The sequence below is a fragment of the Janthinobacterium violaceinigrum genome, assembly GCF_009208555.1.
GTDB classification, from domain to species: Bacteria; Pseudomonadota; Gammaproteobacteria; order Burkholderiales; family Burkholderiaceae_D; genus Janthinobacterium; species Janthinobacterium violaceinigrum.
The window spans coordinates 90,756-112,290 of the sequence record NZ_WFLI01000014.1 but is presented as its reverse complement, the minus strand read 5'-3'; the positions used below and the strand labels follow the sequence as shown (position 1 = coordinate 112,290).

Below are 21,535 nucleotides of genomic sequence, written 5' to 3'. Positions count from 1 at the left end.
CATGTCCCGGTTTTTTTATGGCCTCGCACGTCACTGCTTCTTCAGCAACAGCTTGAATTGCGGCAGCCAGCGCTCGCCAGACTGGATTTCGCTGTGCGCCTCGTAGGCGCCGTCCGATGGCGTCCAGCGCACGCGGTAGGTCAGCGCCTTGCCGCTGGCGCCCACGTACTGCGTGGCGGGAAAGTCGAGGCCACCGTCCGCCGGACGCATCGTGCCGCGGCTGTAGCCGCCGCTGTTTTCCACATACAGGAAGGCGACCGTGCCGGCGGCGGCGTCGTGGTAGTACGTGGTTTCGCCCACGTAATCGGGCTTGCCGGGGCTGCGCACCGTGTGCACGTCGCGCAGCATCTGGCCGCCATACAGCCACTGGAAACAGTGCTCATCCGTTTGTGTTCCGCCCGGAAACTCGCCCTTCCAGCAATGCCCGGCCAGGAAAGCCATCGGCTGCAGGGCAGCGACCGGTTGCGCCAGCGCGGCAGAGGTGGGCGACAACAGCAGGAACGACAGCAGACATGGACGCATGGCAAACCTCCCGTGGATGTACAGACGAGTATAGGCGAATAATATGCTTGCGGCAGCATCCGCGCGCCATTTCCGCATATCGATATGCGCATCGATTCGTGGTCAAAACCGCGCGCGCGCCGTACTCTGGCCATATCGCGCCGCACGGCGTATCACGGGCATAAAGGAAACATCATGGCTATCTCGGAAGTGAATGTACGCAACCAGTTTCGCGGCAAGATCAAGGAAATCATCTTTGGCCCCGTGGTGTCGGAAGTGGACGTGGAAACGCCGCACGGCATCGTCACCTCGGTGATCACGTCGCGCTCGATCAAGGACCTGGACCTGAAAGTGGGCAGCGAAGTCATCGCGCTGGTCAAGTCGACGGAAGTGTCGATCGCCAAGATCCAGTAGGCAGCGCCTGCCCATGCGCCGCGCCCTTGCCATCTGGCAACGGCGCGGCGTTTGCATCAGGGCTTGATGTACACATAGCCTTCCTGCGCCTGCAGGCGGCTCAGTTCGGCCACGCCCGACGGCACGATGACGGCTTCGGGCAGCACGCGCTGGCGGTCGATATTGCGGCCTTGCAAGGTGTTATTGCAGACGCGAAAGCTCACGCCCCGCTTGACCAGTTCGCGCACCACCACGTCATACGGATAGCCCTGCTTGTCGATGGCGCCGTCGAGCAGGAAGTCGATGCCGGGGCCGTGGGCGACCAGCACGATGGTGGCCTGCGGGCTGGCATCGAGGTGGTTGCGGATATTCCGCAGCGCAGCCGTGGCATTGCTGGCGTCATTGACGTGATACACGACCTTTTCCTCCTTTTGCGCCCCGTGGGCGGCAGTGCAGGAGAGCAAGGAAAGAAGGATGGCGGCAAACCAGCGGCGTAGAATTGTCATGAGAAGTCCATAAGGTGGCAGATTAAAAACATTGCCATCATATCAATCCCTGAACAAATGGGTAAACGTGCGGCTGACGGGCAGCTTTTCCGTGCTGCCCCGCAGCAGCACCTGCATGCGCTCGGCGTCGATGCGCTCGGCCGCCTCGATGGCTTTCACGTTGACCATCGTGCCCCGGTGGATTTGCCAGAACTGTGCGGGATCTAGCCCGCCCAGCAAATCCTTCAGCGGCGTGCGCACCAGCGCTTCCGAGCCGGCCAGCACCACGCGCGTGTACTTGGTGTCGGCCTGGAAAAACAGCACTTCATTGACATCGATCAAACGAATTTGCTTGCCCACGCTGGCCTTGATCCATTTTAGTTTTTCACGCGGGGGCTCCGGCAGCGCCGCGCGCAGCGACTGCAGCAAGTGGGCCATGTCGGCCGGCTGCGCGCCCAGCTTGTCGCGCAGGCGGACCAGCGCCCGCTGCAGGCGCTCGGCCTGCACGGGTTTCAACAGGTAGTCGACGGCGCCCGCGTCGAATGCATCGACGGCATACTGGTCGTAGGCCGTGACGAACACCACGTGGGCGCGCTTGCCGATGCGCTCGGCCACTTCCAGGCCCGACAGGCCAGGCATGCGGATGTCGAGAAACACCACATCCGGTTCATGCTCGAGGAAACCGTCCCAGGCATCGTTGCCGTTTTCCGCCACCAGCACGATGCGCGCCTCGGGCCAGGCCAGCGCCAGCATCGTCTGCAGGCGCTCGCGCATCAGCGGTTCGTCTTCCGCGATCAGGATGGTGGTGTTCATGCGGCAGGTTCTTTCAGGCTGGATGCAATTTTAATGGGAAGCAATATCTCGGCGATCACACCGCCCTCTTCGCCGTCGCGCACGCTCAGGCTGGCGGACGGATCGGACAGCAACAGCCGGCTGCGCACGTTTTCCAGGCCCAGGCCGCCGCCCTGCCCGCTGCCCGTGCCGCCTTCCGGCAAGCCCATGCCCGTATCCTGCACGCGCAGGCACAGCATGCCGTCCATCCGCAGCGCCGACACGCTGATCTGGCCGCCACGCAGGGACGGTTCGATACCGTGCTTGATGGCATTTTCCGCCAGGGTCAGCAAGATCATGCTGGGTATCATCGCGTGCGCACACCCGGCCGGCAAGTCGATACCAAAGGACAGGCGCGCGCCCATGCGCGCCTGCATCACGCGCAAATACGCGGCCACCATGTCGAACTCGCTTTGCAACGGCACTTGTTCGCTGCGCATCTCGGCCAGGCTGGCGCGCAGGAAGGCGATCAGGTCGGACGTCAGCGCCGCGGCCCTGGGCGCTCCCTGCTCGGCCAGCTGCTGCACGGCGCCCAGGGTATTGAACAGGAAATGCGGCTCGATCTGCGCGCGCAGCAGGCGCAGCTGCGATTCGCTCAGTTCGCGCGCCAGGCGGTCGCGCTCGGCATCCTGCTGCAGCTGCAAAGTCAGCGCTTCGTACTGCCGGTTGCGCCAGGCAGTCACGATCGCCAGCGGCACCAGGTAAAACAAGCCCGCCACCAGCAAGGCAACGCCGCCCACGCGCAGCAGGCGCTCGAAGGCCATGCCCATGGAACCGGTATCGCTCAGACCGGCCAGCAGCACGCCGGCCGAGACTCCTGCCGCGCAGGTCGACACGATCAGCAAGAGTTTCTTGAACTTGTAGCGCACGGAACTGCGGTAATTGAACCAGACGCCCACCAGGCCCCACGCCAGCGCAAAACCCAGGCCGTTGCTGAAGATTATGGCCTTGAGCAATTCGAACCTGGCCGGCAGCAGCAGGTGCAGGACGGCGCCGATAGCGCTGAACAACAGCATCAGCTTGAATGCGGCGATATAGAAACCGGCGCCCCGATACTTGAGCAGGAAATCGTGCAGCTGCTGGCGCTCGATCGGCGTCAGCCTGGCCAGCTTCATGGCGACGTAGCGGCGGCCCCGTCCCTGGACTTGCTCTGCCATCTCGGGATGTTTCAATACGCGCAGCGATTCGTCGTCGATGCTGCGGTACCAGTCCGTACATTTTTTTAACACGATGCGTTCTCCGTGGTCTGTGATTCAGGCATGAACGCAGTCTACGGCGCCCCTGTTGCGGGGCATAGCGCGGGGCGACGAAGCACGAAGCGGCAGGCATCAACGACGACGCGCGCGCTGTCTGCCAGACCATGGCTGCCAATATTGCTGAAATAATACGAAGTTTCCATAACGAAATCAATAATTGCGGAACAATTTTCACTACGGCAAGAATAGCCCCGTTTATTTGCCAAATTGGCCGCTACACAGCCTGTGGCGCCCTTATCCCGTAGACATCGCTTGATCTTTAATGGTATTGTTTAAGCTTGGCAAATATTGCCTCCGAGACACACGCCGCGTCCCCGCGCAGGCCTGTCCCGATTTTGCGCGCAGCGCCCTCGATGGCGCCCCAAAACTGCTTTCCCACATACAATCCCATGCTCAAAAAAATGTTCGCCGCAGTGCTGATGACGCTTTCCACAGCGGCCATCGCCGTGCCCTTCGGTTCCCAGTCGATACTGGTGGTCGAAGATGGCACAGGCAAAGTCTTGCTTGAAAAAAATTCCAACGTGGTGGTGCCCATCGCCTCGCTGACCAAACTCATGACGGCCATGGTCGTGCTCGACTCCAAGGCGAATATGCAGGAAGAGATCAGCATCGACCGCGAAGACGTCGACACCCTGAAGCACAGCACCTCGCGCGTGCCCGTGGGCGCCACCCTGAGCCGCCACGACGTGCTGCAACTGGCGCTGATGTCGTCCGACAACCGCGCCGCCGCCTCGCTGGCGCGCACCTTCCCCGGCGGCCCCACCGCCTTTGCCGTGGCCGTCAACGCCAAGATCAAGGCCCTGGGCATGCACCAGACCGTGATCGAGGAACCGACGGGCTTGTCGCCGAACAACCAGTCGACGGCAGCGGACCTCGTCAAGATGGCCGTGGCCGCCTCGCGCTACCCGGAAATCAGCCGCATCACCACCGATTCGAAGGACGTGATCCAGATCAAGGGCCGCGATGTGGAATACCACAACACGAACCGCCTGGTGGGCGCCAAGGGCTGGGATATCGGCCTGTCGAAGACGGGCTACACGAATGAAGCGGGCCGCTGCCTGATCATGCGCATCAAGTCGGCCGGCAAGTTCGCCACCATGATTCTGCTCAACGCGCGCGCCAATTCCGTGCGCGCCATGGATGCCGTCAACATCCGCCGCATGCTGGCGGCCGAAAACGGCATCGAAGAGCCGAAGGTGATGCGCGCTTCCGTCAGCCGGCACAAGAAGGCGCCGGCGAAGCCATCGAAGCGTCGCCGCGCCAAATAATTATTTCGCTTGCCGGTTGGTCATCACCACGCCGGCAATCGTCACCGCGCCGCCCACCAGCATCGAGACGAGCACGGGCTCGCCCAGCAGCGCCGCCGCCAGCACGATGCCGAACACGGGCACGAGGTTGTTGAACACGGCCGTGCGCGACGGCCCCAGCGCTTTCACGCCTTCGTAATACCAGACAAAGCCGATCACCGTGCCGAATACGCCCAGGTAGCCGATGGCGGCCCACACTTGCCAGCCGAAGCTGTGCCACGGCACTGTGGGAAATTCCACGGCCGCCCCAACCAGCAGGAAAGCCAGGCCCCACATAGCCGCATACGTGGTGGCCGCTATCGGCGACAAGCCCTTCAGCGCGACCCGGCCGATCAGGGTATAGGCGGCCCAGCTGGAAATACCGCAGAACATGAAGATCTCGCCGGCGCCGATGCCGCCGCCCGTGCCGTGCAGCACGCCGGCGATATCGCCGCGCGTGATGACGATGGCCGTGCCGCAAAACGCCAGCATGATGCCCAGCCACTTGAAGGAACCGAGCCGTTCGCGGAACAGCATGGCCGACGCCATCGCCGTGACGATGGGGTTCAGGGCCACGAACAGGGCCGTGCGCCCGGCCGGCATGCGCGACAGGGCCGCCAGGAAGCACAGGTTATATAAGAAGATGCCCGTCAGGCCCAAGGCCGCCGTCGTCGCCAGCTGCTTGCGGTCCAGGCGGGGCAAGCCCCCTTCCAGTTTCCAGGCCAGCACGACGAGCAGCAGCACGGCCACGCCGAAGCGTCCGCTGGCGGCCGTCATGGGCGGCATCTGCTGCGCCAGCACGCGTCCGGCAATAAAAGTGCCGCCCCAGAACAGGGCGACGAAAATCAGTTTGATGTAGACGAGCGGCGACTGCACGGCGAGCAGCGGGGCCTGGGGTACGGCGGAAGAAGACATGGGATATCCTAGGGTGCATCCTGAAGGCCGCTTGTGTGGCGGGTGATATGCATATATATTAATACTAATATCAACTCATGAAATAATGAGTAAATACTCATAACTCAACAAAACCACACCATGACCTTCACGCAACTGGAAATTTTTACCCTGGTGGCCGAACTGCACGGCTTTTCCGCCGCCGCCGCGCAGCTGGGCATCAGCCAGTCGGCCGTCTCGCATGCATTGAAGGCACTGGAAAAGGAGATGGGCGTGGACCTCATCGTGCGCCACCAGGCCTCGGCCGAGCTGACGGACGTGGGCCGCCAGCTGCTCGTGCGCGCGCGCGAAATCCTCGGCCTGTCGGAAGCCATGCGCCAGGAAGCGGCCGACGTGCTGGGCCAGCGCCAGGGCACCCTGCGCATCGGCTCCTTCGGTCCCACGTCGTCGCTGAACCTGCTGCCGGCCATCACGGCGCAATTTCGCCTGCGCTATCCGGGCATCGACCTGCGCATCGACGAAGGGGCCGACCATGAAGTGGTGCAATGGATACGCGAGCGCAGGGTCGATGTCGGCTTCGTCGTGCTGCCCGACGAGCGTTTCGACACGGCGCCGCTGGTGGAAGACCAGATGATGGCGCTGGTGCCGCGCAGCCACCCGCTGGCGCAGCTCAAGACCATCACCCTGGCGCAGCTGTGCGAGGGGCCGTTCATCATGTCCGAGGCGGGCTGCGCCTGCCTGATCGAACCGCTGTTCGCCAATGCGGGCTTGCAGCCGCACGTGCCCTACCGCATCAGCCAGGTGATCACCATCCTCGACATGGTCAGCCGCGGCGACGGCCTGTCCATCGTGGCCGAACTGGCCTTGCCGCAGCGCCTGCGCGAGCAGTATCCGGAGCTGGTCGCCCTGCCCTTGAACCCGCCCGTCAGCCGCAAGGTGGGCCTGGCCGTGCGCGACCGGCGCCAGAACACGCCGGCCACCAACGCCTTCTTCGACGTGGCGAAGCAGATGGCGCCGACCCTGGCGCCCCGGCGCGCCTGAGCGCTGCCTAGAAAGTCTCCCACTCCTCCGACGGTTCCGTCTTGCGGGCCGCCGCTTGGGCGGCAGGACGGCTGGCGATGCGCTGCACGACTGCCGGGCGCGCCGCCGGTTTGAGCGGCGCCGGCGCCTGTCCGTCATCGAGCTTGAACACGCCCACCACCTGCGACAAGGTGCTGGCCTGGTCCTGCAGGCTTTCCGCCGCGGCGGCCGCCTCTTCCACCAGGGCCGCATTCTGCTGCGTCACCTGGTCCATTTGCGCGATCGCCTGGTTCACCTGTTCGATGCCCGAGCTTTGCTCGGCGCTGGCGGCCGTAATCTCGCCCATGATGTCGGTAACGCGGCGCACGCTGTCGACGATTTCCTGCATCGTCGCGCCGGCCTCGTCGACCAGGCGGGCGCCCGAATCGACCTTGCCCACCGAATCGTCGATCAGCAGCTTGATTTCCTTGGCCGCCTGGCTCGACCTCTGCGCCAGGCTGCGCACTTCCGTGGCCACCACGGCAAAGCCCCGTCCCTGCTCGCCCGCGCGCGCCGCTTCCACGGCCGCATTGAGCGCGAGGATGTTCGTCTGGAAGGCGATGCCGTCGATGACGCTGATGATGTCGACGATCTTCTTCGACGAGTCGTTGATCGACGCCATGGTATCGACCACCTGCGCCACCACTTGCCCGCCCTTGCTGGCCACGCCGGACGCCGACTGCGCCATCTGGTTGGCCTGGCGCGCATTGTCCGCGTTCTGTTTCACCGTGCTGGTCAGCTCCTCCATCGAGGCGGCCGTTTCCTCCAGCGAGCTGGCTTGCTGTTCCGTGCGCGACGACAGGTCCTGGTTGCCGGCGGCGATTTCCGTCGACGACACCTTCACCGATTCGCTGGCCGTGCGGATTTTTACCAGCACGGCGGCGATCTTGTCGATGAACCGGTTGAAGGCGCCCGCGATCTGCGCCAGTTCATCCACGCCGGAAGCGTCGAGGCGGCGCGTCAGGTCGCCTTCGCCCGAGGCGATATCGTCAAGCGCATCGCGCACCAGTTCCAGGCGCTTGAGCATTTTGAAGACCAGCAGCGACAGCAGCAGCGCCGCCAAGCCGGTCAGCATCGCCGCCGTGATGGTGGCCGTCGTCAGCATCGTCTGCAAGGCCTGCATGGCTTCCTGCTGGTCCAGCACCACGGCCAGCAGCCAGTCGGTACCGGCCACGCGCGTGACGTACAGCATGCCGTCGCGCTCGTTCAAGCGCACGGCCTCGCTCGTGCGCGTGCTTTCCAGGCGGTTGACCTGCGCGGCCGACAGCGCGGCATCGAGCTTCGTCACCGGCTGCAGGCTCAGGTCCTTGTTGGCATGGGCGATGATGGTGCCGCTCTGGTCGACCAGGAAGGCAAAGCTGTGCGGCGTCGGCTTGATCGCCACCACGTTGGCGATCACCGTATCGAGCAGCACGTCCGCGCCCGCCACGCCGCTCGGCGCCTCCTTCGGCCCGACGGGCGCCGTGAACGACACCACCAGCTTGTGGCTGGCCGCGTCCACATACGGCGGCGTCAGCATCGGCACGCCCGCCTTGACGGTATCCGTGTACCAGGCGCGCGCGGTGGGATCGAAATCGGCCGGGCGGCCCGGATGGGTAAACACGGAGCGCTTGTCCGCGTAGCCGATGAACACTTCCGCAAAATCGCCGGCCTTTTCCGCGATCTGGAAGGCGCGCAGCGGATCGGGCGTCTCGGCCGACATGACGACGGACGCCATGACCTTTTTCTTGCCATCGACCCATTGCGCCAGCACGGCCGACTGGCTTTGCAGCAGTTGCTGCATCTGCTGGTCCGAGGACGCCAGCATGCTGCTGCGCGTGGTGACGTAATTAGCGACCGACAAGGCCAGCATGGACAGCACGACGATGGCGACACAGATGAGGACCAAGCGCGTGCGAAGGGAAGACAACATGATGGACTCCTGGTTTCGATGTTGATGGTATCGACACGCGGCGCTTGCGCCGGCAAGCGGGAGCTGCCGAAAATTGCTACGTGTCAATATTTTACATTTCGCAGTTTTACACAAAAATCGGAACAGGAGGATGAAATATTTGGAATATTCAATGAAGAAACCACAGGGGAAGCGCCGCGATGCGCATTGACAACACGCGATAATTGCTAGATATTTAACTTTTAAATGAACAGCGAGCGATTGCGCCCCCACATGCCCACCCCGCACCGGCAGCACCGATTGCCCCTGTCTCGCTGTGCGCTGGCACTCTTTTTCAGCGTGGCCGGCCTGCTGCATTTCATGTTCCCCGCCGCCTACGCGGGCATCATGCCGCCGTGGCTGCCTGCGCCGCTGCTGCTCGTGTATGTCAGCGGCGCCTGCGAGCTGGCCGGCGGCATGGGCCTGCTGCCCGTGCGCACGCGGCGTCTGGCCGGCATCGGCCTGATCGCACTGTCGCTGGCCGTGCTGCCGGCGAACGTACAGATGTTGCTGAATGCGCGCGCGGCGGGCGATCCCGCCTGGCAGCAAGCCTTGCTGCTGGCGCGCCTGCCCCTGCAGGCGGCGCTGATCTGGTGGATCTGGACGGTCAGCCGGCAAGCGGGCCGCTAGCCGGTCAGGCCCCGATCAGCCCTCGCAAGCCGCTGGCCCGCTGCGTGCGGCGCAGGATCGCGTCGAACAGCACGGCCTGCGTGGGCGAGACGAGGGTGAAGAAATCGCGCGCCCGCGTGATGCCCGTGTAGACCAGTTCGCGCGCCAGCATGGCGCCGCCTTCCTGCGGCAGCACCAGCACCGTGTGGCGGAATTCCGAGCCCTGCGATTTATGCACCGTCATGGCGAACGCCGTCTCCACGTGGCGCAAGCGCGTGGCCAGCACGCTGCGCACGTTTTCGCCTTCCAAAAAGTACACGCGCAGGGAACCGGGCCGCGCAGGGTCGCGCAAGGTCAAGCCGATGTCGCCATTGAACACGCCCGTGCCGTAGTCGTTGCGCGTGATCATCACGGGGCGGCCCACATACCACTCGCTGCGGCGTATCAGGCCTTCCTTTTCCAGCCGCAGTTCGATGGCCGTGTTCACGCCCGCCACGCCCCACTCGCCTTCGCGCACGGCGCACAGGATGCGGAACGACTCGAACGCGTGCAGCACGGCGCGCACCCAGTCGTCGTGCTGCGCATGGCCCTCCCCGCCCGCATTCACCAGCGCCAGGTAGGGCTGGTAGCCGCCCGGTGCATCTGCGCGGCCGCGCAAGGCCAGGCGCAGCACGTCTTCCTGCTGCGCCGGCACGCTCCACGCCAGCTGGCCGCCGCTGTCGCCGGCGAAGCACGCCTTGGCCAGGTCGGGCCTGCCGCCATTCACGGCCAGCGCCAGTTCGCCAATGGGGCCGCTGAAACGGTGGCTGTGACGCAGCATCACCGTCTGCTGCGCGAGCGCGCCGGCCGCTCCCGCAAAGCCGGGGGGAATGGCCACGCCGCTGGCCGCCTGCGCATACGCGATGGTGTCGTCCGTGTAGCCGCCCGCCTGCGCATCGTGGCACAAGTCGCCCAGCACGGCGCCCGCTTCCACGGACGCCAATTGATCCTTGTCGCCCAGGAGGATCAGGACCGCCGTGGACGGCAAGGCGTCGAGCACCGACGCCATCATCTCCAGGTGCACCATCGACGCTTCATCGACGATCAGCACGTCGACCTCGAGCGGATTGCCCGCGTGGTGGGCAAAGGCGCGCGTATCGGGCCGCGCACCCAGCAAACTATGCAGGGTGCGCGCCGCGCCCATGCGCCGCGCCAGTTCCAGCAGGGGCAAGCCTTGATCGCCGCGCGCCGCCTTGGCCGCCAGCCCTTCGAGCGCCTTGTCGATCGATTGCTTCAGCCGCGCGGCCGCCTTGCCCGTGGGCGCGGCCAGCGCGATGCGCAGCTGCTCCGGCTGCGGCGAGACGGCAAACAGCAGGGTCAACAGGCTGGCCACCGTGTACGTCTTACCCGTTCCAGGTCCGCCCGTGATGATGACCACCTTGCCCCGCAGCGCGATGGCGCACGCCACCTTTTGCCAGTCCGGGCCGCCGTCCCGGGTTGGCTGGTCGAACAGGATGTCGAGCCATTGCCGCACCTGCGCCAGCGGCGGCGTGCCCAGATCCTGCGCGCGGGCGGCGATTTTTCCGCCCACCAGGCGCTCGTCGCGCCAGTAGCGGCGCAAATACAGGCGCGCCCCATCGAGCACCAGCGGCTGGCGCACGTCCGGCGCATCCACTTGCCACACTTGCGGCGCGCGGGCCAGCAGCGCGCGCCAGCCATCCACGCTGTCGGGCAGCGGGCCGGAAACGGCCAGCACGCCATGCCACAGTTCCTCGCTCCAGCCCAGCAGCTGCGACGGTTCGCTGGCCAGGTCCGCCAGCATCAAACAGCTGTGGCCACGCCCTTCCAGCTCGGACAGCACCACGCATGCGACGGCCACGGCGGGCGCATCCGGCGCCTGCTCGTCCAGGCTGGCGATGAAGCGGGCAAAGGCGGCGCTCAGGCGGCGCAGATGGCCATCCTCGGCGACGCCGTCAACATGGGCAAACAAGGCGTTCATCTGTGCGTCATGCTGCATGGTGTTCCGTTTCTTCTAACAGTTGATCGAGGCCGTCCAGCAGTTCCAGCTGGGGCGCCAGCCAGTAGCAGCCATGCGTGTCCCCATTCGCTATGCCGCGCAGGAACAGGAAGATGGCGCCGCCCAGGTGTTCCGCCGGGTCATACGCGTCGCCGAGGCGGCTTTTCAGCAGCCGGTGCAGGGCCAGCATGTAGATGGCGCCCTGGATATCGTAGCGGTGCTGCGCCATGCCCGCCGCCAGTGCGGCCGTGTGGTAGGCGGCGTCGTTGGCGCCCAGCGCATTCGACTTGTAGTCGAGCACCCAATAGCGGCCATCCTGTTCGATCACCAGGTCGGCAAAGCCTTTCAGCATGCCGTGCAGCTGGCGCCGCGGCAGCACGGGACGGGGCGCGCCGTCGAGCAGCAGGCGCGTGCACAGCTGGTCAAGCGCGCCCGTGGACAGGTGCTCGCTGGGGAACCAGAACTCCATCTCGGACAGGGTGCTGTCCAGCTGCGACAGCGACGCATCGAGCAGCGGCAGCGGCGTGACGGCGACTTCCCTGAGCCAGGCGATGGCGTCTTCCTGGCGGTGGCCCCAGCCCGCCCGCTCGCAGCGCGCGGCCAGGCGCGCGTCGAAGTGCGCTTCGTGGACGCTGTCAAAGCCTTCGCTCCCCATCCATTCGAGCTGCTCGTGCAGGAAATTGCCGGGCACGGAGCCGCGCGGGAAGCGGTGCCAGGGCGCGTCGCCCGTCTGCAGCGGCGAGGCAGCTGGCACGCCCGTGCCGTCTTCCAGCAGGGTTTCTTCCAGCGCCCGCTGCGGCACGTGCGGGGCCGCCACGGCGCCGATCTGGCGCGTCAGCGACGTAAAGCTGCCCACCGACCAGTCGCGCTCGAATTCGCCCGCGAACACGGGCGCGGGGCGCAGCCCGGGGCGCCGCTCGATCCGGTCCAGCACCGTGCAGGCGTCGGGCTGCGCCAGGGAAGCCACGTAGATGGCGTCGCAGCTGCCCGCCACCTGCTGCCAGCGCAGCAGCAATTGCTCCGCCGGCAGCTTGTCGCCGCCCGTCAGCAGGTAGCCGAGCGCCGATTCGTGCAAGGTATTCTCGCCCGCCTTGCGCGCCGCCTGGGCGGCCACGCCCAGCCACAGGAAGTGGCGCGCGCGCGTCAGGGCCACGTACAGCAGGCGCAGGTCTTCCTCGATGCGCGCTTCCTCGACCGCCGCCATCGCCTCGTCGGACAGCGACAGGTCGAGGCGGCGCTCGCCATCCTCGCCCGCATAGTCGAAGAAGCTGCGGTTGCGCTTGTCCACCTTGCGCGCCGTGACGGCAAACGGCAGATACACGAGCGGGTATTCGAGGCCCTTGGATTTGTGCACGGTGATGACTTTCACCAGCTCCGCATCGCTTTCCAGGCGCAGCACGCGCTCGTCGCCGCCCTCGCCTTCGCCCGCGATCTGCTCGGCCAGCCAGCGTATCAGCGCCTGTTCGCCATCGAGCTGGCGGCTGGCCGATTGCAGCAGTTCGGCCAAGTGCAGCAGATTCGTCAGCCGCCGCTCGCCGCCCGTCTGCTGCAGCAGCATGGCCGGCAGCTGCAGTTCGTGGATGAAGCGGCGCAGCATGGCCAGCACGCCCTGGCGCTGCCAGATCAGGTGCAGGGCCTTCAGTTGCTCGACCCGGCGCTCCCATTCCAGCTCGTCGCTGGACAGGCGCGCCAGCTCGCCCAGCGACAGGCCGATGGTGCGCGTGGCAAACGCGGCGCGCGCCAGTCCCCCGTCGAGGGGATTGGCCAGCGCCGCCAGCCAGCGCAGCACGTCGGCCGCCTCTTCGCTGTCGACGACGGAATCCTTGTCGGACAGGTACACGCTGGCGACCCGGCGGCGTGCCAGCGCGCGGCGGATGGCCGCCGCTTCCTTGCGGTCGCGCACCAGCACGGCCACGTCGGCCGGCTGCAGCCGCACGAAGCCGTCCGGGCCATCGAAGCCCGCCTGCGGATCGCCCAGCATGGCGACGATGTGTTCCGCGCAGTGCTGCGCGAAATACTCGCGGTAGCTGTCGCCGCGCAATCCTTCATCGCTGGCGCAGGCGGCCAGCAGCGCCGGCATGGCGCCATCCTTCGTGACCAGGTATTCGGCGCGGCCCTTGGCATCGACGGCTTCGAACGGCAGCGGATTGTCATCGCCCTTGCGGTAGCGGAAGGCGCCGGCCGGCACTTCGGCGCGCTCCGCATGCAGGAACAACTGGTTGACGGCCGCCACCAGGGGCGCTGTGGAACGGTAGTTGGTGCCCAGCTGGTAGTGGCGCCCTGCCGTGGCGCGCCGCGCCGCCAGGTAGCTCTGGATGTCCGCGCCGCGAAAGCCGTAGATCGACTGTTTCGGGTCGCCGATCAGGAACAGTCCCAGCGCCGGGTCGTTGTCGGCAATGCGGTACAGCAGGTTGAAGATCTGGTACTGGGCCGGCGCCGTATCCTGGAATTCGTCGACCATGGCCAGCGGATACTGGTCGATGATGCGCTGGCGCAGGGCCGCGCCATTCTCGCCGGCCAGCGCGTCGTGCAGCCGCTGCAGCATGTCGGCAAAGCCGAACTGGCGCGACTGGCGCTTCAACTGGTCCATGCGCCGCGCGATGGCCGCCGCCGCATGCAGGTGCAGCTTGTGCGGCAGCGGCGTGATGGCGGCCAGCGCCCGTCCCAGTTCTTCCGTATGGTCGAAGCACTCGGGTACTTGCGCCGTAAAACTCTTGGCAAACGCATCTTCGATGCCGAACGGCGTCAGACGCTCCCACGCCTTGGCCGTGATGGCCGGCTGCAGCAACAGCGGATCTTGCGCCCAGCGGCGCAAGCCGTCGAACCACTTCGCCAGGTTCTCCGGCTTCATCTTGACGCCGTTAAAACACTTGGGATTGACGGCGCGGTGGTCGTTGATCCACGCGGCCATGCCGTCCACGCGCTCGACCCAGCCCGCCTTCAGGCTGGCCAGCTGCGCGGCCAGCGCCCGCTGTTCGCGCGCGATCAGCGCGGACAACGGTTCGTCCTGGGCCATGGCCATGATGTCCGCGCGGCGCGCCAGCTCGCGCGCGCCTTTCTTCAGCGCGCCCACATCGGGCCAGCAGGCCAGCAGTACGTCCAGCGCCTGCGGCGGCAACGGGTACACCTGCTGGCGCCAGTAATCGTGGGCCGCATCCTCGAACAGGGCTTGCTCGTCGCTGACCAGCTCTTCGTCGAACAGGCTGCCGCTGTCGAACGCGTGCTCGCGCAGCATGCGCTGGCACCAGGCGTCGATGGTGAAAATGGCCGCTTCATCCATCGTCTCGGCGGCCAGCATCAGCCGGTGCGCGGCCTTCTGCCGCTCGCTCTCGTCCGGATACGCCACCAGCAAGGCGTCGAGGAAGGGGTCGCTGCCGCCCGATTCCATGCCAACTTCGCGGCGAAAATAGGCGGCCGCCTCGATCAGGCGCTCGCGCACGCGGTTCGACAGTTCGCGCGTGGCGGCGCGGGTAAACGTCATCACCAGGATATCGGCCGGCAGCAGCGGCCGCGCGTAGCGGCTGTCGTCGTCGCCGTGGCCCAGCACGAGGCGCACGTACAGCGCGGCGATGGTCCAGGTCTTGCCCGTGCCGGCCGAGGCTTCGATCAGGCGCGAGCCGTGCAGCGGGAACGCCAGGGGGTTGAGCAGATGGCTCGTCATTGTTCTTCTCCGGCGCCGTCATCGGGCGCGCTGATCGGGTCGATGGTGATGTATTGCTGCAGCCAGTCGGCCAGCGGGCCATACAGCTCGCGCGTGCAGTCCTGCCACGCTTCCTCGGCGGCCAGCGCGGAAAACTCGGGCCACAGGCGCGCCAGGCACAGCTCATCGCGCTCGCCGGAAACTTCAAAGCCCCCATCGTAGACGGCGCGCGGGTCGCCCTGCTGCACCAGCGCCAGGCCCGTCTTGCACGCCGTGGGCAGCGGATGGTTCATGCCTTCGCGCCACAGCGCCAGCAAGGTTGCCAGCGCGGCGCGCGAAGCGGCCGGGTCGAGCGGCGCCATGCAGACGATGGCGTCGCGCGCCACCAGGTAGCCGGTGACGGGGAAGTCCAGCGCGGCGGCGGCCAGCTGGCGCAGCCACATCAGCATCAGCTTGTCGCCGCGCGCCTGGCCCGCCTTGTCCGTCACCTTCGAGGAAATCTGCATCAGCCAGGCCGTGTCGCGCCCGTTGCTGCACAATCTGTCGAGCCAGTCGTCGATCTGCAGCTCGCCAAACGGCAGGTTGATGGCCCGCTTGTCGGCCGCGTACGGAAACGAGGCGCGCAGGGACAGCCACGCGCTGCGCACGGGCACCAGCGCCTCGACCAGCTGCGCCTGCACCTGCTGGCCGATCAGGCCGATGGGCAGCACGCCTTCGCGCGCCAGCTTCGCTGCGCGCGCTTCCAGGCTGGCGCGCACGTCGTCAATGTCTTCCACGGCGCCGCCGTCGTCCAGCATCGTGTCTTCCAGCAGAAAGCGCTCGAGCGCATTGAGACCGAACGGTTCTTCATCCTCGCCCAGCATGGCCGCATCGGCAAAATACACGCTGAGGCGGCGGCGGAAAAAGTATTTGACGGGCTGGCGCAGAAAGCTGGCCAGCTCGCCCAGCTTCAAGCGCGTGCCGGGATCGAGTTCGTAAGGCCCCAGCGCCAGCGCCTCCGCATGGGCCGCATCGGCATCGGCATGCGCCACGCGCCATTCGCGCGCGTAGGTCAGCAAGCCACCGGCCTCGAAATAGCGGCGGCTGAACGGCTGCAGCGCATGTTCGGTGGTGAGCGATGCCAGATGCCGGTCCAGCGACCAGCCGGCGGCCAGGTAATCGCGCAGCTGCGACACCAGCACGGACGGCGGCTGCTCGGAATTGTCGCGCACATTGCGCCCCACCCAGCTCACGTACAGTTTGTCGCGCGCGGCCAGCAAGGCTTCGAGCATCAGGTAGCGGTCGTCGTCGCGGCGCGAGCGGTCGCCCGGACGCGCCATGCCGGGCAGCGCCAGCAAGTCGAAATCGGCCTTCTGCGCGCGGCGGGGAAAATCGCCATCGTTCATGCCCAGCAGGCAGACCACGCGGAACGGCACGGCGCGCATCGGCATCAGCGTGCAGAACGTGACGCCGCCGGAGACAAACTGGTGGTTCAGGGTGGGCTCGTCCAGCGCGCCCAGCCACGCCACGCGCAGCACGGACAGCGGCACCTGCTCGACGAAGCCCGCATGCTCGCAGGTTTCCAGCCAGCCCTGCAAGGCGCCTTCCAGCTGCGCCAGGGTCAGGCGGTCGCCCTCGTCGTCGGCGTCGAAAAAAGCGGCCAGCAGCGCGCGCGCCTGCTCGCCCCACTCGGCTGGCGTGCGCGCGCCGGCCAGCACCGTGCGCCAGTGCAGCAGCGCCTCGACCAGTTGCGCCAGCGAGCCCGCCAGCGCCGCATCGAGGCCGCCCACCTCCCCATACGGCTCGATGCCGCCAAAGCTGGCGCCACTGCCGCTGGCATAGCCGAGCAGCATGCGCCGCACGCCGAAGATCCACGCATTCTGCTCGCCCGCCGCGCCCAAACCCAGGCCGGCGCGGTGCGCCTGGTCCAGGCCCCAGCGCACGCCCGCCCCTTCGATCCAGGCGCCCAGGGTGGCCAGGTCGTCCGGCTGCAGGCCAAAGCGGGCCGCCAGCGCGGGCACGTCGAGCAGGTCGCGCACTTCGCTCTGGCGGCAGCGCTGCTGCGGCAGCTGCAGCAGCCACTCGAGCGCGACGAGCAGCGGGTTGACGCTGCGGTCCTTCACGTCGCCGATCTCGAACGGAATGAAACGCTCGTCGTTGCGCCGGTACTGGCCGAAGACGGCGTGGATGGCGGCCGTGAAGGTGTCGATGTCGGGCACCATCACCACCACGTCGCGCGGACGCAAGCCCGTCACACTGCTGTGCGCAAACATGGCCAGCAGCTGGTCGTGCAGCACTTCCACTTCGCGCTGCACGCTGTGCGCGACGTGGAATTCGATCGAGCGGTCAGCCGCGTCGGGCGGCGTCTGTTCGTGTTCGGCCAGCGGGCGCAGTTCGCGGATGGCCACCTGCACCTGCTGCAGCAGGGTCTCGCCCGTTTCCTCGCCAAACAGGTCGATGCGCAGGCTGTCGTCGCGCCCTTCGGCTTGCGCGTGTTCGTCGAACTCGTCGAGCATGCGGATGAAATCGCGCCCCTGCCTGCCCCAGCTGGCCAGCAGCGGATGGCTGTGCGCGTGCAGCGCTTCGAGGGGAATCTGCGCCAGGTCGGTGCCGTTGCGCTGGCGCTGGCGCTTGTTTTGCGCGCGCAGCAAGTCGCGCCCGTCGATGATGTCGCCCCAGTAGAACTGGCAGGGATTGGGCACGGCCAGCACCACCTGCGTGTGGCGCGCCAGTGCGGCCAGCGCCTGCAAGGTCTGGTACGGCAGGGCCGACACGCCGAACAGCACCACGCGGCGCGGCAGCTTGCCGGCCGGCGCCTCGCCGGCGGCAATCGCCGCCAGGAAGGCGTCGTGGATGTCGGCGCGGCCCGTATCGCGCTCGAATTCGTCGACGTCGGCCGCCACGGTGCGCCACAACTGCGCCTGCCAGCGCTGGTCTTGCTTCAGTGCGATGGCTTCGTTGCGGGCCGTGCGCAGCTGATCGCGCCCCGCGGCCCAATCGGCCAGCCAGTCGGCGCGGTAGACCTGGTACTGGTCGAACAAGTCGGCCAGGCGCTCGGCCAGCTGCAGCCGGCGTTCGCTATCGCCGTCGGCAAGGAAGTAGCGCAGCGGCGCAAACACGGGGTCGGCCAGCAGCGACGGCAGCAATCGCATCAGACACCACGTCAGCGGGGATTTGTCGAACGGCGACACGCGCGGCACGCGCTCGCGCCCCAGCATGCCACGGTAGCTTTCCCACAGCAGGCGCGCCGGCAGCGCGATGCGCGTGGCGGCGCACACCCCCATCTCCTCGGCCAGGGCGATCTTCAGCCATTCGGCCACGCCGTTCGACTGCACCAGGAAGATATCCGTTTCCAGGGGTGCCAGCGGATGCTGGCGCAGCCACTGGAAGACGGCGGCGCGCAGCTGTTCCAGCTGGTTGCCATGCAGGATGAGGAGGCCGGGCGTGACGGGAGTATGCATGCTGATCCGATGAGTTGCCGCGCCTCCGGCCCGGTGGCCGGAGGCGTTAAACGCGTATTATCGCCGCTGCCTGCGTCAGGGGGCGTCGCTGGCGGCAAATTCCAGCGAAATTTGTTCTGCCACCTGCGCCAGCGCGGGGGCCAGCGCCGCCAGCAGGACGCGCGCCTGCTGCAGGTCGCCGCCCCGGCGCAAGCCCTCGATCGACGTGCACAGGCCCGCAAACGCATGCGCGCCCACGGCCAGCGCCGACGATTTGCTGCGGTGTCCCAGGTCCGCCAGGCGTCCCAGGTCTTCCAGCGCCATGGCCTGCTCCATTTCGGCGATGCCGTCGCGCGCCGTGTCCAGGAACAGCTGGGTATATTTGCGCATCTTCACGGTGTCGTTGCTGAACGTGAGCGCCAGGGTGGCCAGGTCGAGGATGGCCGTGTCGCGCAACTCCAGCGCGGCATCCGACGGCGCCGCTTTTGGCGCCGCCACCAGCCTGTCGCCCGGGCGCGCGCGGCCCACGCTGCCGATGCCGCCCCGCAGGCGGAACCATTTCGCCAGCAGGTGGAACAGCAGATTGGGCGCGATCGGCTTGGTCAGGAATTCATCCATGCCTGCCGCCAGGCAGCGGGCACGGTCTTCGCTGCCCGCATTGGCCGTCATGGCGATCACCAGCAGGCCGCTGAGCTGCGGGTCGGCGCGGATGCGGCGCGTCGCCTCGAAGCCGTCCATCTCCGGCATCTGCACGTCCATCAGCACGCAGTCGTAGCGCTGGTGGGCCAGCAATTCCAGCGCCTCGCGGCCATTGCAGGCCACGCAGACGGTGGCGCCCGCGTCTTCCAGCAATTCGCAGCCCACCTGCTGGCTGAAGACGTTATCTTCCACCAGCAGGATGGAGGCGCCGCGGATCACGCCCAGCACTTCCGGTTCCACTTCGGCGATGCGCTCGTCGCCCGCCTGCGCGCTTTTCTCCAGGCGCGCCGTGAACCAGAAGGTGCTGCCCAGGCCCGGCTGGCTGTACACGCCCACCTTGCCGCCCATGAGTTCAACCAGCTGCTTGCTGATCACCAGCCCCAGGCCGCTGCCGCCATACTTGCGCGTGGTCGACGGGTCGGCCTGGTGGAAGGAGCGGAACAGCTGCGCCACCTCTTCCTGCTTCATGCCGATGCCCCGGTCCTGCACCTCGAAGCGCAGCATGCCGTGGCTGCCGCGCTCCTCGGACTGGCGCACGCGCACGAAGATGCTGCCGTTGTCGGAAAACTTGATGGCGTTGCTGGCCAGGTTCAGCAGGACCTGCTCCAGGCGCAGCGGGTCGCCGCGCCAGCGCTGCGACAGCTCGGGCGCGATATCGAACTGCAGCGCCAGTCCCTTGACGGCGGCCGCATCCCCGAGCTGGCTGGCGATGTTCGCCAGCAAGGTGTCGAGCCGGAAGTCCAGCACTTCCAGTTCCAGCTTGCCCGCCTCGATCTTGGAAAAATCGAGGATGTCGTTGATCAGGCCCAGCAGATGCTGGCCCGAATGGAAGATTTTTTGCAGATAATCGCGCTGGCGCGCATCGGCCACCGATTTCAGCGCCAGGTGCGCCATGCCGATGATGCTGTTCATCGGCGTGCGGATTTCATGGCTCATGTTCGACAGGAAGTCGCTCTTGGCCTGGCTGGCCGCGTCGGCCTGCTCTTTCAGACGGTGCAGTTCCGTCACATCGGTGGACAGGCCGATGAGCCCCGTGACGGGACCGGGCAAGCCCAGCGGCACCTTCACGCTCCACAGGTGGTGCACCTGGCCCTGCGCATCGACGAAGCGCTCTTCGCCAACGAACTTGCTGCCGCTGTCGAAGACCTGGCGTTCCGTCAGCTGCACCGAAGCCGCCGCATCGCCGAGCATCAACTCGCCATCCTGGCGGCCGATCAGCTGCTCCGCCGAGCGGCCCAGGATCTTCGCCGTGCGCGCATTCACGTAGCGGTAGCGCAGGTCGGCATCCTTCATGTAGACGTAGGCGTCGACGCTGTCGAGCACCGTATCGAGCAGGGTGCGCTGCGCCACCGCATTGCGGCGCGAACGGTACAGGGTAAAGATATAGCCATAACCGAGCAGGGTGCCGGCCACGCCGACGGCCAGCGCCAGCCACGGGAAATAGCGGTCGAAACCGCTATACAGCTCTGTCTTGCGCACGCGGAAATGGGCTTTCCAGACGCCGCCCTGGTAAGCCACGGGCAGTACCTGGTCGAAATAGGCGGCATCGCTGCCCGGCTGCGGCGGCACCGCCGCCAGGTCGCCATCATCGTTGAACAGCAGGCGGTCGCGCGGCGTGATGGACAGGACCCCGCTGGCCGGCAAGGGGTCGGCCGCGCTGTACAGGGTCAGGTGCAGCGGTTCCAGGGCGCTGCGTTCGAGCGCGCTGTGCACGAGCTGCGCCACGCCGAAGCCGATGCCCACGGACCCCTGATAGGCGGCCCGGCGCTCGTCCACGCTGCCTTGCGGCATGCCATTGCGGTACACGGGCAGGCGCATGCCCAGGCCCACATGCGCGGGCGGCCCCTTGATCATGATGACCTGTCCCGACGCGCTGACTTCGCCGCTGTCGCGCGCCTGCGCCAGGGCCTGCGCCACCAGCGGGCTGGCGCCGATGTCGACGCCCATGCGTTCGGCCAGCAGGGAATCGGGCTCCAGGTAGGTGAGCACCGCGTATTCCGGCCGTTCGCCGGGCGGGCGGATGGTGAAATCGGGATAGCCGCGCGGCGCCAGGCTGGTGTCCTTGCGCACGGCCTCGATGAAGGCGGCGCGCTGCGCCGACGGGACGGCCACCGCGTAGTTGACCGATTCGATGGCAGGGAACTGGCGCGCGATGTCGAGGCCGGCCACGTAGTCGTGGAACTGGCGGCGCGTCAGCTGGTCGCTGGTGCGGAACAGAGCTTCGAGCCCGCGCAGCAGGTCGGAATAGCTTTTTACGCGCGTGACCAGGCTATGCTGGGCGCCATGCGTGAGATTGTCGAAACGCTGTTCGGCATCGTCGTTGACCGTGCGCGCTGCGCCCGCATACAGGGCGCCGCCCACCGCCAATGCCAGCAGCAGCCCGCCCGCCCAGATCCTGCTACCCGCTGCCGTCCCGCCCTTGCTCAAAGTGTGCATTGTCGATCGCTTATTCCGGTTCCTCAAATGTGCGGCGCCCCGCCGCCCAGCAAGTACGAGGATACTATCAAAGCCCCTGCGCGACGCATCCGTGCATGAAA

Annotated in this window: 14 protein-coding genes; 4 read left to right on the top strand and 10 right to left on the bottom strand. The window is 66.7% G+C overall.

Annotated features, from left to right (window positions below):
* Positions 1–30: 30 nt before the first annotated feature.
* Positions 31–522: a hypothetical protein gene (locus tag GCN75_RS14125; protein WP_152283083.1), complete on the bottom strand. Its 492-nt coding sequence runs from the start codon at positions 520–522 to the stop codon at positions 31–33.
* A 174-nt stretch (positions 523–696) separates the two neighbouring features.
* On the opposite strand from GCN75_RS14125, the gene GCN75_RS14120 reads away from it, so the two are divergent.
* Positions 697–915, top strand: a complete 219-nt coding sequence (locus tag GCN75_RS14120) for a TOBE domain-containing protein (RefSeq protein WP_034757699.1) — start codon at positions 697–699, stop codon at positions 913–915.
* A gap of 56 nt (positions 916–971) precedes the next feature.
* On the opposite strand, the gene GCN75_RS14115 is transcribed toward GCN75_RS14120, so the two are convergent.
* From GCN75_RS14115 to GCN75_RS14105, 3 genes are read right to left on the bottom strand one after another with little or no spacing between them, the layout of a single operon-like run.
* Positions 972–1,400 (bottom strand): DsrE family protein, encoded by a 429-nt coding sequence (locus GCN75_RS14115; RefSeq protein WP_152283082.1) that lies wholly within the window; start codon positions 1,398–1,400, stop codon positions 972–974.
* A gap of 42 nt (positions 1,401–1,442) precedes the next feature.
* Entirely contained in the window at positions 1,443–2,192 is a 750-nt protein-coding gene (locus GCN75_RS14110; protein WP_152283081.1) for a LytR/AlgR family response regulator transcription factor, read from the bottom strand.
* Positions 2,189–3,439 (bottom strand): sensor histidine kinase, encoded by a 1,251-nt coding sequence (locus GCN75_RS14105; protein WP_152283080.1) that lies wholly within the window; start codon positions 3,437–3,439, stop codon positions 2,189–2,191. Before GCN75_RS14105 ends, GCN75_RS14110 begins: the two co-directional genes overlap by 4 nt.
* 416 nt (positions 3,440–3,855) lie before the next feature.
* Between GCN75_RS14105 and GCN75_RS14100 the strand changes: the two genes are divergently transcribed.
* Positions 3,856–4,734 carry a serine hydrolase gene (locus GCN75_RS14100; RefSeq protein ID WP_152255233.1) on the top strand — a complete coding sequence of 293 codons (879 nt, stop codon included), beginning with the start codon at positions 3,856–3,858 and terminating at the stop codon, positions 4,732–4,734.
* On the opposite strand, the gene GCN75_RS14095 is transcribed toward GCN75_RS14100, so the two are convergent.
* Positions 4,735–5,667: a DMT family transporter gene (locus tag GCN75_RS14095; protein ID WP_152283079.1), complete on the bottom strand. Its 933-nt coding sequence runs from the start codon at positions 5,665–5,667 to the stop codon at positions 4,735–4,737. It lies immediately after the preceding gene.
* A 120-nt stretch (positions 5,668–5,787) separates the two neighbouring features.
* On the opposite strand from GCN75_RS14095, the gene GCN75_RS14090 reads away from it, so the two are divergent.
* Positions 5,788–6,687, top strand: a complete 900-nt coding sequence (locus tag GCN75_RS14090; protein ID WP_152255231.1) for a LysR family transcriptional regulator — start codon at positions 5,788–5,790, stop codon at positions 6,685–6,687.
* Between the two features lie 7 nt (positions 6,688–6,694).
* Here GCN75_RS14090 and GCN75_RS14085 read toward each other — a convergent pair whose 3' ends face one another.
* The gene (locus tag GCN75_RS14085) at positions 6,695–8,617 is read right to left on the bottom strand and encodes a methyl-accepting chemotaxis protein (RefSeq protein ID WP_152283078.1); all 1,923 of its coding nucleotides are present in this window, start codon (positions 8,615–8,617) and stop codon (positions 6,695–6,697) included.
* 252 nt (positions 8,618–8,869) lie between these two features.
* Between GCN75_RS14085 and GCN75_RS14080 the strand changes: the two genes are divergently transcribed.
* Complete coding sequence (locus GCN75_RS14080; protein WP_226941386.1) at positions 8,870–9,265, top strand: DoxX family protein; 396 nt, start codon at positions 8,870–8,872, stop codon at positions 9,263–9,265.
* Positions 9,266–9,269: 4 nt separating this feature from the next.
* On the opposite strand, the gene recD is transcribed toward GCN75_RS14080, so the two are convergent.
* From recD to GCN75_RS14060, 4 genes are all read right to left on the bottom strand, one after another.
* The gene (gene recD, locus GCN75_RS14075) at positions 9,270–11,240 is read right to left on the bottom strand and encodes an exodeoxyribonuclease V subunit alpha (protein WP_152283076.1); all 1,971 of its coding nucleotides are present in this window, start codon (positions 11,238–11,240) and stop codon (positions 9,270–9,272) included.
* On the bottom strand, positions 11,230–14,901 hold the full coding sequence (gene recB, locus GCN75_RS14070; RefSeq protein ID WP_152283075.1) for an exodeoxyribonuclease V subunit beta: 3,672 nt from the start codon (positions 14,899–14,901) through the stop codon (positions 11,230–11,232). Before recB ends, recD begins: the two co-directional genes overlap by 11 nt.
* The gene (gene recC / locus GCN75_RS14065; RefSeq protein WP_152283074.1) at positions 14,898–18,320 is read right to left on the bottom strand and encodes an exodeoxyribonuclease V subunit gamma; all 3,423 of its coding nucleotides are present in this window, start codon (positions 18,318–18,320) and stop codon (positions 14,898–14,900) included. The genes recB and recC overlap by 4 nt, the downstream gene beginning before the upstream one ends.
* A 75-nt stretch (positions 18,321–18,395) precedes the next feature.
* Positions 18,396–21,434 carry a CHASE domain-containing protein gene (locus GCN75_RS14060; protein WP_152283073.1) on the bottom strand — a complete coding sequence of 1,013 codons (3,039 nt, stop codon included), beginning with the start codon at positions 21,432–21,434 and terminating at the stop codon, positions 18,396–18,398.
* Positions 21,435–21,535 lie beyond the last annotated feature (101 nt).